15 protein-coding genes are annotated in these 16,256 nt (G+C 50.8%); 8 read left to right on the forward strand and 7 right to left on the reverse strand.

Annotated features, from left to right (window positions below; genetic code table 11):
* Positions 1-13 precede the first annotated feature (13 nt).
* Complete coding sequence (gene manX, locus EQY_RS0102795; RefSeq protein WP_000150530.1) at positions 14-985, reverse strand: PTS mannose transporter subunit IIAB; 972 nt, start codon at positions 983-985, stop codon at positions 14-16.
* Between the two features lie 317 nt (positions 986-1,302).
* Between manX and EQY_RS27195 the strand changes: the two genes are divergently transcribed.
* Together EQY_RS27195 and yoaE are read left to right on the forward strand one after the other, a co-directional pair.
* A complete protein-coding gene (locus EQY_RS27195) occupies positions 1,303-1,461 on the forward strand; it encodes a protein YoaL (protein WP_272941839.1) in 159 nt (52 codons plus the stop codon).
* A complete protein-coding gene (yoaE, locus tag EQY_RS0102805; protein WP_000394999.1) occupies positions 1,449-3,005 on the forward strand; it encodes a CNNM family cation transport protein YoaE in 1,557 nt (518 codons plus the stop codon). Before EQY_RS27195 ends, yoaE begins: the two co-directional genes overlap by 13 nt.
* 3 nt (positions 3,006-3,008) lie before the next feature.
* Here the strand turns inward: yoaE and pdeD are convergent, their stop codons facing one another.
* The 4 genes from pdeD to pabB form a co-directional block, all read right to left on the reverse strand.
* Positions 3,009-4,607: a cyclic di-3',5'-guanosine monophosphate phosphodiesterase PdeD gene (gene pdeD / locus EQY_RS0102810; RefSeq protein WP_024212377.1), complete on the reverse strand. Its 1,599-nt coding sequence runs from the start codon at positions 4,605-4,607 to the stop codon at positions 3,009-3,011.
* 129 nt (positions 4,608-4,736) lie between these two features.
* The gene (gene sdaA, locus EQY_RS0102815; protein WP_000624293.1) at positions 4,737-6,101 is read right to left on the reverse strand and encodes an L-serine ammonia-lyase; all 1,365 of its coding nucleotides are present in this window, start codon (positions 6,099-6,101) and stop codon (positions 4,737-4,739) included.
* A 183-nt stretch (positions 6,102-6,284) separates the two neighbouring features.
* Positions 6,285-6,863 carry a CoA pyrophosphatase gene (locus tag EQY_RS0102820; RefSeq protein WP_000386574.1) on the reverse strand — a complete coding sequence of 193 codons (579 nt, stop codon included), beginning with the start codon at positions 6,861-6,863 and terminating at the stop codon, positions 6,285-6,287.
* 3 nt (positions 6,864-6,866) lie between these two features.
* Positions 6,867-8,228, reverse strand: a complete 1,362-nt coding sequence (gene pabB, locus EQY_RS0102825; protein ID WP_000855030.1) for an aminodeoxychorismate synthase component 1 — start codon at positions 8,226-8,228, stop codon at positions 6,867-6,869.
* 73 nt (positions 8,229-8,301) lie between these two features.
* On the opposite strand from pabB, the gene EQY_RS0102830 reads away from it, so the two are divergent.
* Positions 8,302-8,481, forward strand: coding sequence for a YoaH family protein (locus EQY_RS0102830; protein ID WP_000457334.1), 180 nt, complete (start codon positions 8,302-8,304; stop codon positions 8,479-8,481).
* Positions 8,482-8,667: 186 nt separating this feature from the next.
* Here EQY_RS0102830 and EQY_RS0102835 read toward each other — a convergent pair whose 3' ends face one another.
* Entirely contained in the window at positions 8,668-8,967 is a 300-nt protein-coding gene (locus EQY_RS0102835) for a DUF1889 family protein (RefSeq protein WP_001111983.1), read from the reverse strand.
* 441 nt (positions 8,968-9,408) lie between these two features.
* Entirely contained in the window at positions 9,409-9,753 is a 345-nt protein-coding gene (locus EQY_RS0102840; RefSeq protein WP_024165131.1) for a RidA family protein, read from the reverse strand.
* A 131-nt stretch (positions 9,754-9,884) separates the two neighbouring features.
* Between EQY_RS0102840 and yoaA the strand changes: the two genes are divergently transcribed.
* The 5 genes from yoaA (at position 9,885) to rnd (ending at position 16,256) form a co-directional block, all read left to right on the forward strand.
* A complete protein-coding gene (gene yoaA / locus EQY_RS0102845) occupies positions 9,885-11,795 on the forward strand; it encodes a DNA repair helicase YoaA (protein WP_000128824.1) in 1,911 nt (636 codons plus the stop codon).
* Positions 11,796-11,852: 57 nt separating this feature from the next.
* Positions 11,853-12,548 carry a tRNA (adenosine(37)-N6)-threonylcarbamoyltransferase complex dimerization subunit type 1 TsaB gene (tsaB, locus tag EQY_RS0102850; protein WP_001221001.1) on the forward strand — a complete coding sequence of 232 codons (696 nt, stop codon included), beginning with the start codon at positions 11,853-11,855 and terminating at the stop codon, positions 12,546-12,548.
* 39 nt (positions 12,549-12,587) lie between these two features.
* Positions 12,588-13,169 carry a Slp family lipoprotein YeaY gene (yeaY, locus tag EQY_RS0102855; RefSeq protein ID WP_000290579.1) on the forward strand — a complete coding sequence of 194 codons (582 nt, stop codon included), beginning with the start codon at positions 12,588-12,590 and terminating at the stop codon, positions 13,167-13,169.
* 204 nt (positions 13,170-13,373) lie between these two features.
* Entirely contained in the window at positions 13,374-15,059 is a 1,686-nt protein-coding gene (gene fadD / locus EQY_RS0102860) for a long-chain-fatty-acid--CoA ligase FadD (RefSeq protein WP_010345823.1), read from the forward strand.
* A gap of 81 nt (positions 15,060-15,140) precedes the next feature.
* On the forward strand, positions 15,141-16,256 hold the full coding sequence (gene rnd / locus EQY_RS0102865) for a ribonuclease D (RefSeq protein WP_024212378.1): 1,116 nt from the start codon (positions 15,141-15,143) through the stop codon (positions 16,254-16,256).

A 16,256-nucleotide genomic window follows, 5' to 3' on the forward strand; every position in this document is an offset into this window, starting at 1 on the left:
TCAACACAATACGTTACTTATCGATTTTGCTGATCAGATCCATCATTTTCAGTTTCGGATCGGTGGAAACCTTACGGACTTCCAGTTCGATACCACGCGCATTCAGTTTTTTGAACGCTTCGATATCTTTTTCATCAACCGAAACCGCGTTATTCACCTGGGTTTTACCCTGACGGAATGCCATACCGCCAACGTTAACAGAGGTAATTTTCACGCCGCCTTCAACGAGGCGCTCAACATCTGTCGGGTTGGTGAATAACAGCATTACACGTTCGCCAGCATATTTCGGGTTGTTGTAGACACGGATCATCTTGGCAACATCAACCACGTGTGCTGTTACGCCCGGAGGTGCAACCTGGGTGAGCAGTGTCTTACGAACGGTATCCGCAGCCACTTCATCACTAACAACGATAATACGGGAGACATTGGTTTCTTTGGTCCAGCGGGTAGCGACCTGACCGTGAATCAGACGATCGTCGATACGCGCAAGGCCAATAACCATGTAGTCATTTGGTCCCATTGGTTTTGCCGGAGTTGGAGCCGCTTTTGGTGCGGCGGCGGCGGGTGCTGGCGCTGCTTTTTCAACCGGTTTGGCTTTCAGTGCTTTCACGCCTTCACGGCCTGTTTCTACTGCCAACGCCACCAGTTCATCAAAGCCAGGGTCATCATCACGAGCCATTAACGTTTCCACCAGCATTGGAATGTTAACGCCTGCGATCACTTCATAATGCTCTTTGTCGACGACAATACGGCTGGCAGCATTGAACGGGCTGCCGCCCCATGTATCAACGAGAAACAGCACGCCTTTAGTGGTGTCGAGTTTTGCCAACTGAGCGTTGTACTTTTCAATCAGCGTTTCGGCATTTTCACCTGGAACGAAATCGATCCAGCCGACGTTTTCCTGCTCGCCTAACAGCATCTCTGCCGTTTTAAGCAACTGCTCTGCAGCCCAACCATGTGTGCCTATAACAATAGCAATGGTCACTTGCTACCTCCTTTATTATTGTTAACACCTCAACGTGCCAGATGTATTTTTTGAATCGTCGTCCACAATCGAATCGATTCAGATAAGGGTTACAACCAAAAACCCCCTGCGTTTCGCGATTTATTTTAGATAGCGAAAAAAATATTTTATGTGATGAGGATCCGTAATTTAACTTTGGATTAGCAAAATTCCGAAAGGTAAAATACCCTCGTTACATTCGTTTGCAAAGGAAGGTAAATCTTTGCCAAATCAGAGTTCTCTCTGATATGTTTAACTCCCGTTTAACAATCAAGGAGTATGGGGCAGCAGCCCGCAGTATGGATCGTCACCGACGTCATTTCAGCATCAGGCCTTTCAGCGCCTGCCTTTCTGGCATTTTTTGCCGCACCTTTTGTTTGCATTTTGTCGTTACGCCTGCATTATTTCTGGCGCCGAATAGCTATTCCTTAAGCAGGAGCTTGTCATGGAATTCTTAATGGACCCCTCGATTTGGGCGGGGCTACTCACGCTTGTCGTTCTTGAAATCGTGCTGGGTATCGATAACCTGGTTTTTATCGCCATTCTTGCCGATAAACTGCCGCCAAAACAACGTGATAAAGCACGTTTGTTGGGGCTGTCGCTGGCGCTGATCATGCGTCTGGGACTGTTATCGCTGATTTCATGGATGGTCACCCTGACCAAACCGCTATTTACCGTGATGGATTTTTCCTTCTCCGGCCGCGATCTGATTATGTTGCTCGGGGGGATATTCTTGTTGTTTAAAGCGACAACGGAGCTACATGAACGGCTGGAAAACCGCGATCATGATTCTGGTCATGGCAAAGGCTATGCCAGTTTCTGGGTGGTCGTAACACAGATTGTCATCCTTGATGCCGTCTTCTCGCTGGATGCGGTGATTACTGCAGTAGGGATGGTCAACCATCTGCCGGTTATGATGGCAGCGGTGGTGATTGCGATGGCAGTCATGTTGCTGGCATCGAAACCGCTGACGCGATTCGTTAACCAGCATCCAACGGTAGTGGTGCTCTGTCTGAGCTTCCTGTTAATGATTGGTCTGAGTCTGGTAGCAGAAGGCTTTGGTTTCCACATTCCGAAAGGTTACCTGTATGCCGCGATTGGCTTCTCGATCATTATCGAAGTATTTAACCAAATTGCGCGCCGTAACTTTATTCGTCACCAGTCGACTTTACCGCTGCGTGCACGTACTGCTGATGCCATCCTGCGTTTGATGGGCGGTAAACGTCAGGCGAATGTGCAGCATGATGCGGATAACCCGATGCCGATCCCGGTGCCGGAAGGTGCGTTTGCCGAAGAAGAGCGATACATGATTAACGGTGTACTGACTCTGGCGTCGCGCTCTCTGCGCGGGATTATGACGCCGCGCGGCGAAATCAGCTGGGTTGACGCTAACCTTAGTGTCGATGAAATCCGTGAGCAGTTGCTTTCTTCGCCACATAGCCTGTTCCCGGTATGTCGCGGAGAGCTGGATGAAATCATCGGTATCGTGCGTGCGAAAGAACTGCTGGTGGCACTGGAAGAGGGCGTTGATGTAGCGGCGATTGCTTCGGCGTCTCCGGCGATTATCGTTCCGGAAACCCTCGATCCGATCAATCTGCTGGGCGTGCTGCGTCGCGCTCGCGGTAGTTTTGTGATCGTGACCAACGAGTTTGGTGTGGTGCAAGGTCTGGTTACGCCTCTGGATGTGCTGGAAGCCATTGCAGGTGAGTTCCCGGATGCTGATGAAACGCCGGAAATCATTACCGACGGCGACGGCTGGCTGGTAAAAGGTGGTACAGACCTCCACGCCTTACAGCAGGCGCTTGATGTTGAGCACCTTGCTGATGACGATGATATCGCGACGGTCGCAGGTCTGGTGATTTCTGCAAATGGTCACATCCCGCGTGCGGGCGATGTGATTAACGTAGGGCCGTTGCATATTACCATTGTTGAAGCTAACGATTATCGTGTTGACCTGGTTCGTATTGTTAAAGAGCAACTGGCTCACGACGAAGACGAATAATCATTAACGAAATGGCATAACGGGCGTGATATGCCCATTATGCCGGGCGGGCGGCGGTTGGCTGCCCGCCAGCCATTTTGGGAAATCACGCAGCGGCATTGGTTGCGCGTACAAATATCCTTGTAAAATATGCACCCCATGACGGCGTAAATATTTTGCCTGTTCTTGCGTTTCTACGCCCTCCGCCACCAGTTCAATATTCAGTCTTTGCCCCAACGCAATGATGATATCGGTTATCGTCGAGTTAACCGCGTCTGAACCAATTGCAGCGGTGAATGACTTATCAATTTTCAGGACGTCAGGGCGTAACGTTTCCAGCCAGGAAAACGAACTGTTGCCGGTGCCGAAATCATCAATCGCCAGTTTGACGTTTTTACGATGCAGTTCGCGGGCAATCCGATAATCAACATCCAGTAAGGCATCGCGCTCGGTTATTTCAAGGATGAGTTGCTGAATCGGGTGAGCACTGAACCAGTACTGATTAAGATCTTTCAACAGCACGCCACGGCGAAAATGGCTGGGGGCGACGTTAATCCCAATGTGAAACTGGTTGCTTATTGGAAAAACGTGGATTTGACGGATGGTTTCCATCATCACATAACGGGTAAGCGGCACTATCAGGTGATGTTCTTCCGCAATAGGGATAAACACATCCGGCGAGATCCAACCCTGACGTGGGTTATTCCAGCGCAGCAATATCTCTACGCCAATACATTGCTGACTACGTGCGTTTAGTAAAGGTTGACAGAATAGCTCGAACTCATGTTGCGCAAGGCCAAGATTAATTTCGCGCGAAAAACTCATTCTGTGTGCGGTTGCAAGCCATGCAACATAACCCACCAGTAAACTCAACAGTACAGCCAGCGGGAGCTGGCTGGGAAGATGATGCAACGCCAGTTGCGTCGCACCAGGTCCGCTGACGCTAATGGTAAAAGGAAAATTTTGCGATGAAACCTGGTAACGTTCATTGCCATTAAGCGGAGGTAAAGAATCAACCAGACCGTCATCATAGAGTAAATGGCGATCGGCCACCGTCAGGCTGGCGTTTCTAATTTGCGGCAACTGCGGCTCCAGTAACATCGTCGTCAATAACCCAATGTTGATCATCTCCAGAACGCCATCACCGTTATGTGATGACAAGGGATACCACTGGATCAGCACTGGGCTACCTTTAATCAACACGCGATCGGTGGAAAGACGCAGAAGAGGCCGTGGGGCAGGCAAATCGGCTTGAATATCATAAACAGGGACATTTCGATAGCCAAAAATACTGGAGCAATAGAGCGTACCGTTTTGAACCAGACCAATAGAACGCACGGTTTGCAGTTTTGCGGCCTGCTTGCGTAGAGGCAAATGAGCGACTGAGCAGGGGAGGCCAATCAACGGAAGTAAAAGCTCGCGTCCTTCCTGAAGGGGCTGCAAGACTTTATCCAGCTCTTCAACAGCGTGATTGGCGAAGAGGATCACCCGCTGTTGATTTAAGTTACGCTGTGAAATAAACCGCACGCTTAGTGTCGCTACAAGCGTAAAAAGTGCGCAAATTGTACAAACAATCATTCGATTACGGCGATAGGTTTTAATGATCCGTTGTGCTTTTTGCATGCGGGCCGCCCTGTAAGCGCATGGCAACAAACGCCTGACGCAACAGTGGAAGTGTAGTGGGGAAATTTACAGCAGACGAGAAAGCGAGAGAAATTCGCCCATCCGTTGCAGATGGGCGAAAGAAAAGTATTAGTCACACTGGACTTTAATTGCCAGACCGCCGCGAGAGGTTTCACGGTATTTGGCGTTCATGTCCTTACCTGTTTCGTACATTGTCTCGATGACCTTATCCAGCGAGACGCGCGGTGCACTGGTGCGGCGTAAGGCCATGCGTGCGGCATTGATCGCTTTTACAGAGGCAATGGCGTTACGTTCAATGCACGGCACCTGAACCTGACCTGCAACCGGGTCACAAGTTAGACCAAGGTTGTGTTCCATGCCAATTTCCGCCGCCACACAAACCTGTTCCGGGCTACCGCCCAACAGTTCTGCAAGACCCGCAGCAGCCATTGAACAGGCAACACCCACTTCGCCCTGACAACCCACTTCAGCACCGGAAATAGAGGCATTCATTTTATATAATGCGCCAATTGCCCCGGCCGCCATAAAGTAACGGGTATAGATGTCCGGGCTGACCGATTCAATAAAGTGGTCATAGTAAGCCAGCACTGCCGGAACGATGCCGCAGGCTCCGTTGGTTGGTGCAGTTACCACGCGACCACCGGCGGCGTTTTCTTCGTTTACCGCCAGCGCAAACATATTTACCCAGTCGATGACATTCATCGGATCGTTAGACAGTTTATCGCTGGAAACCAGCATCCGGCGCAGGGCAGACGCACGGCGTGGAACACGCAGCGGGCCAGGCAATACGCCTTCGGTATTCATTCCGCGATCGATACATGCCTGCATGGTTTGCCAGACATGAGCAAAATATTCATCGATCTCTTTTTTGCTGTGCAGCGCCAGTTCGTTTTGCATTGCCAGACCGGAAAGGGAATAGCCAGTTTCATTACAGTACGCCAGCAGCTCAGTGGCGGATTTGAACGGATACGGCACGCTCACGTCGTTTGCGGCATCCTGACCAAAATGTTCTTCATCGACGATAAAGCCGCCGCCGATGGAATAATAAGTTTTGCTGTAGACGACTTCATCACCGTTATAAGCATGGATTTGCATACCGTTTTCATGCAACGGCAGGTTGCCGTTATGAAAACGCATACCGTTGTCACGCGGAAAATCCACTTCATGCCGTCCCTGCGCCAGCAGCAGGCGTTCGCGCTCTTCTACGTCGCGAATAAAACCGGGAATACTGTCGATATCCACGGTGGCAGGTTCGTTACCTGCAAGACCCATAATAATGGCGATATCGGTATGGTGGCCTTTACCCGTCAGCGACAGTGAACCATAAACGTCCACGGCAACGCGGGTAACGCTATCCAGTAAGCCTTTTTCGACCAGATCATCGACGAACTGTTTACCTGCCTTCATAGGCCCTACGGTATGGGAAGATGAGGGACCAATCCCCACCTTAAACATGTCGAATAGACTAATCACGATAATACTCCTGACAAGGTGACTGGACATCCAGTAACGAACTAATAACAACGCATAGTGTAAGAGGGAACGCGGCGACAGGCTTAACTATTCACATGAATTAAACTAATCAAAAACCGCGATTTAACTAATATTGCGATGATTGTCTCAAGTAGTGTTTTGTAGATGTAAAGATAAGTATAGTCAGGATTTCACACCAATTTGCAGCGCCAGCTCACGAATTATGCCTGCGGTCATTCCCCATACAAAATACTGTTCGTACCAGGAAAGCCATACCCGATGTGAATCACCACGGCGGTAGATATCTAACGGGTGATAACGACCCAGATGTAATGCCTGGGCGAGCGGCATTTCAAACACTGCGGAAACTTCATCTTCACTGGCACGATAAGGTAAATCAGGCGGGATAATGCCGACCACTGGCGTTACCTGGTAGCCAGTTACGCTATCGACGGGCGGTAGCACGCCGATAACTTCGACGGCGGAAGGGGGGATAGCAACCTCTTCTTCGGCTTCGCGCAACGCAGCGGCAATAACTGACGCATCAGTGTCATCTACTGCACCACCAGGAAACGCCACCTGTCCGGCGTGTTTGCGCAGATGAATAGAACGTTGAGTGAGCAATAACCCCGGCTGCGATCGGCGAACGATAGGGATTAACACGGCAGCCTGACGATGATTTAAGGTTTCCCGGTTTATTTGCGGGCGTAAAAGTTGAAAGCGCGATAAAAAATCATCAAGCGTCAGGCTACGGTAGTCCACGTCTTACTTCTCCAGTTGGCGTAATATCCTATTAACTTTATCAAAAGTTTCCTGATATTCCGCTTCTTCCTGACTATCGGCGACAATACCGCCGCCCGCAGAACAGTAAATTTGACCGTTAATGGCAGTCAGCGTGCGGATAGTGATGCTGGTATCCATATTGCCACAGAAGCTCAAATAGCCAATGCTTCCGCACCAGGCGTTGCGTCGCTGCGGTTCCAGTTCATCGATAATTTCCATTGCCCGAACTTTCGGTGCCCCGGTGATTGAGCCACCAGGAAAAGCCGCGCGCAGCAGATCGCTGGCATGAAGTTGTTCGGGTAGTTGAGCTGTAATGGTGCTCACCAGGTGGTGCACAGCGGGAAAAGGTTCCACCACAAACAGTTCCGGCACTTTTACTGAACCAGGCACCGCAACGCGACCAATATCATTACGCATTAAATCAACAATCATCAGGTTTTCAGCGCGATCTTTTGGCGAGTTCGCCAGTTTTTCTGCCTGTTTGCTATCTTCCAGAGGAGCGGGCAGACGTGGCAGTGTGCCTTTAATCGGACGGGTCTGGATCTCACCGTCATCACAAAGAATAAAACGCTCTGGCGAGAGGCTTAAAATTGTGCCTTGTTCCAGACGCAGGAATGCACTAAACGGCGCGTGATTGGCCTGATTAAGCTGAACGAATGCCTGCCATTCATCACCGCAATAGGTAGCCTGAAAACGCTGGGCGAGATTCACCTGGTAACAGTCGCCACTGTGCAAATATTCCTGCACCTGACGAAATTTTTCGCCATACTGTTCGCGGCTCATATTAGATTGCCAGGCTGAGGTTAGCGCAAAATCACCCTGCGGTGTGATTTGCTGGTTTTCCAGCCAGGCCAGACGGGCATTGACATCATCATGACTCAGCAAAGAAACAGTCTGGCGCTGGTGGTCGACAATCAGTGCCCAGTCGTAAATACCTACCGCCATATCAGGCAGGTCGATATCTCTCTGCGCCACTTCTGGCAGTGACTCAAAACGGCGACCCAGATCGTAACCAAATAAACCCAGCGCGCCACCCTGAAATGGCAAATCATCGTTATGCGACGGGTGAATGTTTGCACGCTCCAGCGCCTGCTGGAGTACTGTTAACGGATCGTCAGCGGTTGTTGTGCGGGTTTCGCCTTTACACAAAACAGTTTCACCGCCGTAAGTTGTTAAGGTGTAAATCGGGTCTGCCACCACAATATCAAAGCGGCTATACGGATGCTCGGCATAGCCAGAGTGCAAAAGCATCGCCCATGGCAGGTGGCTTAAGCGGGAAAAATAAAATTCAGCGGCGTCCTGACGCCAGGGTAAAGTAATCACAGCGGGAGATAACGTCTTCATCAGTCCTGACTCTACTGGCTATGTGCCGGGTAGCATGAAATAATTAGCGCCAACAATTTAGCAGGAGTTAACAATGTTTGCAGGTTTACCTTCACTCACCCATGAACAGCAGCAAAAAGCCGTTGAGCGTATTCAGGAACTGATGGCACAGGGGATGAGCAGCGGTCAGGCAATCGCACTGGTAGCTGAAGAGTTACGCGCCAACCATTCCGGCGAGCGGATTGTGGCGCGTTTTGAGGATGAAGACGAGTAATACAATGTTAGTTTCAACAGGGCGCATTATGACAAGCGAACCCTTTGGCCCGTAGCGTTTGAACCAGAAAATTGAGGGGCTGTACTGGTTGAATGAATTAAGTAGTGTTTTTGATGGTTAGAAAAAAAGGACGCTTTTATGTGATAAAAAAGCGTCCTGGCTCATTTGGGCTGGTAGAGATTTAACTTATACCAGTGCTTTAAGCTCTTCCTGCATATAGGACGAGAAGTATTCTGGATTTTTAATCACCACGCGTTCGCCAGATTCCATTTTTTTTGCCCATCCCACCATTTTTTCCGTGAATCCAGGATTCCAGCCTTCCTGTTCGGCTCGCGCAGTAATATCGGCGGTACTCGCGGGTACTCCCAGTTCTTTCAAATATTTAAATATTCCCTTCGCCGTACTTTCATTCATAGAGCTGGGGGTTGGTGTTGATATATCCATGGCACCAATAAAATCCAGGGCTTTATCTATTACAGCAGGCATATTCTTGTCCTTAAATTAACCACGTGATCGATAAGGCTATATATGACATTAAATTGCGCCTAATATCAAAAGGATTATAACGATATCTCATTAGTTAACCTGTTGACATTCAGGTATTTTAAAGGTAGCAGGTCATGGCGGGTTATCTAGTGATGTGCCGAAAATTAACAGCAAATCGTAGTACCGCAGCCAAGTTGTTCAGGCAAGGAAGGGCAAGAAAGAAAAGCAGCGTAAGTTAATCGAGTGATTAACATAATGGTTTGATTTTTGCGATTAATATCATTTTTGTATAAATACAGCAGTAATCATAAAAATAAATTATCAGCCAGGGTACTACCCATTTAAAGTAAGACCTTAAGCACTGGCCGATTTGTTCATGATCGACCAGTTTTTCGATAAATTATCGTGTGATTTTTGCCTTGATATAATTATCTTCCGGAATTAAACCGCCGCAATAATTTTAATTTCAACTTTATACTTCGGGTTCATCAATCCCGCTTGCACCGTGCAGCGCACCGGCGCATGACCCGCGACAACCCAGGCGTCCCAGGCTTTATTCATTGCAGCGAAGTCGTTTTTATCGGCCAGGAAAATCGTGGCATCCAGAATACTCGACTTATTGCTGCCCTGTTTTTCCAGCACGGCGTCAATCTGCGCCAGCGTGTTGGCGGTTTGCTCAAAGGCATCGGCGTCGAGGTTTTCCGGTACACCAGTGTAGTAGAGCGTGTTGTTGTGGATTACTACATCAGACCAGCGGGCTTCAGCATCGATACGAACGATAGTCATCATTTTGTCCTCATTATCCTTCCATTTTTGTGCTGCAAAGACTGCCACAATGTAAGGTCGCCGTCACCACTTCAGCTGGCGAAAAGCAACCTGGCCTGACATAATCCCTGTTCAAATCAACAGGGGGTAGTGTGACGGACGATTTTGCACCAGACGGTCAACTGGCGAAAGCGATACCTGGCTTTAAGCCGCGTGAACCACAGCGACAGATGGCGGTAGCCGTCGCTGGGGCGATAGAAAAAAGCCAGCCGCTGGTGGTGGAAGCGGGAACCGGCACGGGCAAAACCTACGCTTACCTTGCCCCTGCGCTGCGGGCAAAAAAGAAAGTCATTATCTCGACCGGCTCAAAAGCGTTGCAGGATCAGCTCTACAGCCGTGATTTGCCAACGGTCTCAAAGGCATTGAAATACACGGGCAACGTGGCGCTGCTGAAAGGGCGCTCAAACTATCTCTGCCTCGAACGTCTCGAACAGCAGGCGCTGGCGGGCGGCGATCTGCCGGTACAAATTTTAAGCGATGTGATCCTGCTGCGCTCCTGGTCCAATCAAACAGTCGATGGCGATATCAGCACCTGCGTCAGTGTCGCGGAAGATTCACAGGCATGGCCGTTGGTCACCAGCACCAACGACAACTGCCTAGGCAGTGACTGCCCGATGTATAAAGATTGCTTTGTGGTCAAAGCACGCAAAAAAGCGATGGATGCCGATGTGGTGGTGGTAAACCATCATCTTTTTCTGGCGGATATGGTGGTGAAAGAGAGTGGTTTTGGCGAACTGATCCCGGAAGCAGACGTCATGATCTTCGACGAAGCCCACCAGTTGCCGGACATTGCCAGCCAGTATTTTGGGCAATCACTCTCCAGTCGACAATTGCTCGATCTGGCAAAAGACATCACCATCGCCTATCGCACCGAATTAAAAGACACCCAGCAGTTACAAAAGTGCGCTGACCGTCTTGCCCAGAGTGCGCAGGATTTTCGTCTGCAACTCGGTGAGCCAGGTTATCGCGGAAACCTGCGCGAACTGTTGGCCAATCCGCAAATTCAACGGGCGTTTTTACTGCTCGATGACACCCTTGAACTCTGTTACGACGTGGCGAAATTGTCGCTGGGGCGTTCCGCCTTGCTGGATGCGGCATTTGAGCGCGCCACGTTGTATCGCACGCGGCTGAAACGGCTAAAAGAGATCAATCAGCCGGGCTACAGCTACTGGTACGAATGCACTTCGCGCCATTTTACTCTGGCACTCACGCCGCTCAGCGTGGCGGATAAATTCAAAGAGTTAATGGCGCAAAAACCAGGTAGCTGGATCTTTACCTCAGCAACGCTGTCGGTGAATGACGATCTGCATCATTTTACCTCGCGGCTTGGCATTGAACAGGCAGAGTCGTTGCTGTTACCCAGCCCGTTTGATTACAGCCGCCAGGCGTTACTCTGTGTACCGCGCAACCTGCCGCAAACCAATCAACCAGGTTGTGCACGGCAACTGGCGGCAATGCTGCGACCGATCATCGAAGCCAATAACGGTCGTTGTTTTATGCTTTGTACCTCGCACGCCATGATGCGCGATCTGGCCGAGCAGTTCCGCGCTACCATGACGCTTCCCGTTTTGTTGCAGGGGGAAACCAGCAAAGGACAACTGTTGCAGCAATTTGTCAGCGCCGGTAACGCGCTTCTTGTGGCGACCAGCAGTTTCTGGGAAGGGGTGGACGTGCGCGGCGATACGCTGTCGCTGGTGATTATCGACAAGTTGCCGTTTACCTCGCCAGATGACCCGCTGTTAAAAGCGCGCATGGAAGATTGCCGTTTGCGTGGCGGAGACCCGTTCGATGAAGTGCAGCTACCGGATGCGGTGATTACTCTTAAACAGGGCGTAGGGCGACTGATTCGCGACGCCGACGATCGCGGTGTGCTGGTGATTTGTGACAATCGGCTGGTGATGCGCCCTTACGGTGCGACGTTCCTCGCCAGCCTCCCGCCCGCACCGCGTACCCGTGACATTGCCCGTGCGGTTCGTTTCCTTGCGATACCATCCTCCAGGTAATTTGTTATTGAGTATGGTATGATGCGCGCCTTTTTATTGATCTAAGCACGAAGACCCATGCGAATTCTGGCTATCGATACCGCGACAGAGGCCTGCTCTGTCGCCCTGTGGAACGACGGTACTGTCAACGCTCATTTTGAGCTTTGCCCTCGTGAACATACTCAACGAATCTTACCGATGGTGCAGGATATCCTGACCACCAGCGGAACTTCCCTGACTGACATAAACGCTCTGGCTTACGGACGTGGCCCTGGTAGCTTTACCGGCGTGCGCATCGGTATTGGCATTGCGCAAGGGCTGGCGCTTGGCGCGGAGCTGCCGATGATTGGCGTCTCCACGCTAATGACGATGGCGCAAGGGGCGTGGCGCAAAAACGGCGCAACACGCGTGCTGTCAGCCATTGACGCGCGAATGGGCGAAGTTTACTGGGCCGAATATCAGCGTGATGAAAACGGTGTCTGGCACGGTGAAGAAACCGAAGCCGTACTCAAACCAGAACTCGTTCATGAGCGGATGCAGCAGCTTTCCGGAGAATGGGTGACGGTGGGAACGGGCTGGCAAGCCTGGCCGGATCTCGGTAAAGATAGCGGGCTGGTTTTGCGCGATGGCGAAGTGTTACTGCCCGCCGCAGAAGATATGCTGCCGATTGCCTGCCAGATGTTTACCGAGGGTAAAACGGTAGCGGTGGAACATGCCGAGCCGGTTTATTTACGTAACAACGTCGCCTGGAAGAAACTTCCGGGCAAAGAATGAATCTTAAGAGTATGCCCTGAGAAAAAAAGGAGTCGCATCATGGCGGTTCAAAAGAATGTTATCAAAGGCATACTGGCAGGTACGTTTGCGCTAATGCTGAGCGGTTGTGTCACTGTGCCGGACGCCATTAAAGGCAGCAGTCCCACGCCGCAACAAGATTTAGTTCGGGTGATGAGTGCGCCGCAGCTGTACGTTGGTCAGGAGGCGCGTTTTGGTGGCAAAGTGGTCGCGGTACAAAACCAGCAAGGGAAAACCCGCCTGGAAATTGCTACCGTACCGCTGGACAGCGGAGCCAGGCCGACGCTGGGAGAACCTTCTCGCGGTCGCATTTATGCAGATGTGAACGGTTTTCTGGACCCGGTGGATTTCCGTGGACAACTGGTCACAGTTGTTGGGCCAATCACCGGTACGGTTGACGGAAAAATCGGCAACACGCCCTATAAATTTATGGTGATGCAGGTAACGGGTTATAAACGTTGGCATTTAACCCAGCAGGTGATTATGCCGCCTCAGCCGATTGATCCGTGGTTTTATGGCGGTCGTGGCTGGCCCTATGGCTACGGCGGATGGGGCTGGTATAATCCTGGCCCCGCGAGAGTACAAACAGTTGTAACTGAATAATTGCTTGTTTTTAAAGAAAAAGAAACAGCGGCTGGTCCGCTGTTTCTGCATTCTTACAGTAACGATAAAAATAAATAGTGACGCGCCTCGCAACCTTTTCGTTGGGTAATTATCAAGCTGGTATGATGAGTTAATATTATGTTAACGGCATGTATATCACTTGGGGTTGCGATGACGACGAACACGCATTTTAGAGGTGAAGAATTGAAGAAGGTTTGGCTTAACCGTTATCCCGCCGATGTTCCGACGGAGATCAACCCTGACCGTTATCAATCTCTGGTGGATATGTTTGAGCAGTCGGTCGCGCGCTACGCCGACAAGCCAGCGTTTGTGAATATGGGGGAGGTGATGACCTTCCGCAAACTGGAAGAACGCAGTCGCGCGTTTGCCGCTTATTTGCAACAAGGGCTGGGGCTGAAGAAGGGCGATCGCGTTGCGCTGATGATGCCTAACTTATTGCAATATCCGGTGGCGCTGTTTGGTATTTTGCGTGCCGGGATGATCGTCGTAAACGTTAACCCGTTGTATACCCCACGCGAACTTGAGCATCAGCTTAACGATAGCGGCGCATCGGCGATTGTCATTGTGTCTAACTTTGCCCATACCCTGGAAAAAGTGGTCGATAAAACCGCCGTCCAGCACGTTATTCTGACCCGTATGGGCGATCAGCTATCTACGGCAAAAGGCACGGTAGTCAATTTCGTTGTTAAATACATCAAGCGTCTGGTGCCGAAATACCATCTGCCAGATGCCATTTCATTTCGTAGCGCCCTGCACAACGGCTACCGGATGCAGTACGTCAAACCCGAACTGGTGCCGGAAGATTTAGCTTTCCTGCAATACACCGGCGGCACCACAGGTGTGGCGAAAGGCGCGATGCTGACTCACCGCAATATGCTGGCGAACCTGGAACAGGTCAACGCCACCTATGGGCCGTTGCTGCATCCAGGTAAAGAACTGGTAGTAACGGCACTGCCGCTCTATCACATTTTTGCACTGACCATTAACTGCCTGCTGTTTATCGAACTCGGCGGGCAGAACCTGCTTATCACTAACCCACGTGATATTCCGGGGCTGGTGAAAGAGCTGGCGAAATATCCGTTTACCGCTATCACCGGCGTAAACACCTTGTTCAATGCGTTGCTGAACAATAAAGAGTTCCAGCAGCTGGATTTCTCCAGTCTGCACCTTTCCGCAGGCGGTGGGATGCCCGTTCAGCAAGTGGTGGCAGAACGCTGGGTAAAACTGACCGGACAATATCTGCTGGAAGGTTATGGCTTAACCGAGTGTGCGCCACTGGTGAGCGTTAACCCGTATGATATTGATTATCACAGCGGTAGCATTGGATTACCGGTGCCCTCGACGGAGGCCAAACTGGTGGATGATGACGATAACGAAGTACCACCGGGGCAACCGGGCGAACTTTGTGTCAGAGGTCCTCAGGTGATGTTGGGCTACTGGCAGCGTCCGGATGCCACCGATGAAATCATCAAAAACGGTTGGTTACACACTGGCGATATTGCGGTAATGGATGAAGAAGGATTCCTGCGCATTGTCGATCGTAAAAAAGACATGATTCTGGTTTCCGGTTTTAACGTCTATCCCAACGAGATTGAAGATGTCGTCATGCAGCACCCTGGCGTACAGGAAGTGGCGGCTGTTGGCGTACCTTCTGGCTCCAGTGGTGAAGCGGTGAAAATCTTTGTGGTGAAAAAAGACGCGTCGCTCACTGAAGAGTCACTGGTGACCTTTTGCCGCCGTCAGCTTACGGGCTACAAAGTACCGAAGCTGGTGGAATTTCGTGATGAGTTACCGAAATCTAACGTCGGGAAAATTTTGCGACGAGAATTACGTGACGAAGCGCGCGGCAAAGTGGACAATAAAGCCTGAGCGTTAAGTCAGTCGTCAGACGCCGGTTAATCCGGCGTTTTTTTTGACGCCCACTAAAGAGAATACAATTTGAATTACCAAATGATTACCACGGACGATGCGCTGGCTTCTTTGTGTGAAGCCGTCCGTGCCTTTCCGGCGATAGCCCTGGATACTGAATTTGTACGTACGCGCACCTATTACCCGCAACTGGGGTTGATTCAACTTTTTGATGGCGAGCATCTGGCGCTAATCGATCCTCTTGGGATCAGCGACTGGTCACCGCTAAAGGCAATCTTGCGCGATCCTTCCATCACCAAATTTCTCCATGCGGGCAGTGAAGATCTGGAAGTATTCCTCAATGTCTTTGGCGAATTACCTCAACCCCTGATTGACACGCAAATCCTCGCCGCATTCTGCGGACGCCCGATGTCATGGGGTTTTGCCTCCATGGTGGAAGAGTATTCCGGTGTTACGCTGGACAAGAGCGAATCGCGCACCGACTGGCTCGCCAGACCGTTAACCGAACGTCAGTGCGAATACGCGGCGGCGGATGTCTGGTATCTGTTACCGATCACCGCAAAGCTGATGGTTGAAACCGAAGCCTCTGGCTGGCTACCTGCGGCGCTGGATGAATGTCGCCTGATGCAAACACGTCGTCAGGAAGTCGTTGCGCCGGAAGATGCCTGGCGTGATATCACCAATGCCTGGCAATTACGGACGCGCCAGTTGGCTTGTTTGCAACTGTTAGCCGACTGGCGATTGCGCAAGGCGCGGGAGCGCGATCTGGCGGTGAACTTTGTCGTGCGTGAAGAACACTTGTGGTCGGTAGCGCGTTATATGCCAGGGAGTCTGGGCGAACTGGACAGCCTGGGCTTATCCGGTAGCGAAATCCGCTTTCACGGTAAAACGCTGCTGGCGCTGGTGGAAAAAGCGCAGACATTGCCGGAAGAGGCCTTACCGCAGCCGATGCTTAACCTGATGGACATGCCGGGTTATCGTAAAGCGTTTAAAGCGATTAAGTCGCTGATTACTGACGTGAGCGAAACGCACAAGATCAGCGCCGAATTGCTGGCATCGCGTCGGCAAATCAACCAACTGCTGAACTGGCACTGGAAATTAAAACCGCAGAACAATTTGCCTGAGCTGATTTCCGGCTGGCGTGGTGAGTTGATGGCGGAAGCATTACACAATTTATTGCAGGAATATCCGCAGTAA

It is taken from the genome of Escherichia sp. TW14182, from assembly GCF_000208525.1.
Lineage (GTDB): Bacteria > Pseudomonadota > Gammaproteobacteria > Enterobacterales > Enterobacteriaceae > Escherichia > Escherichia ruysiae.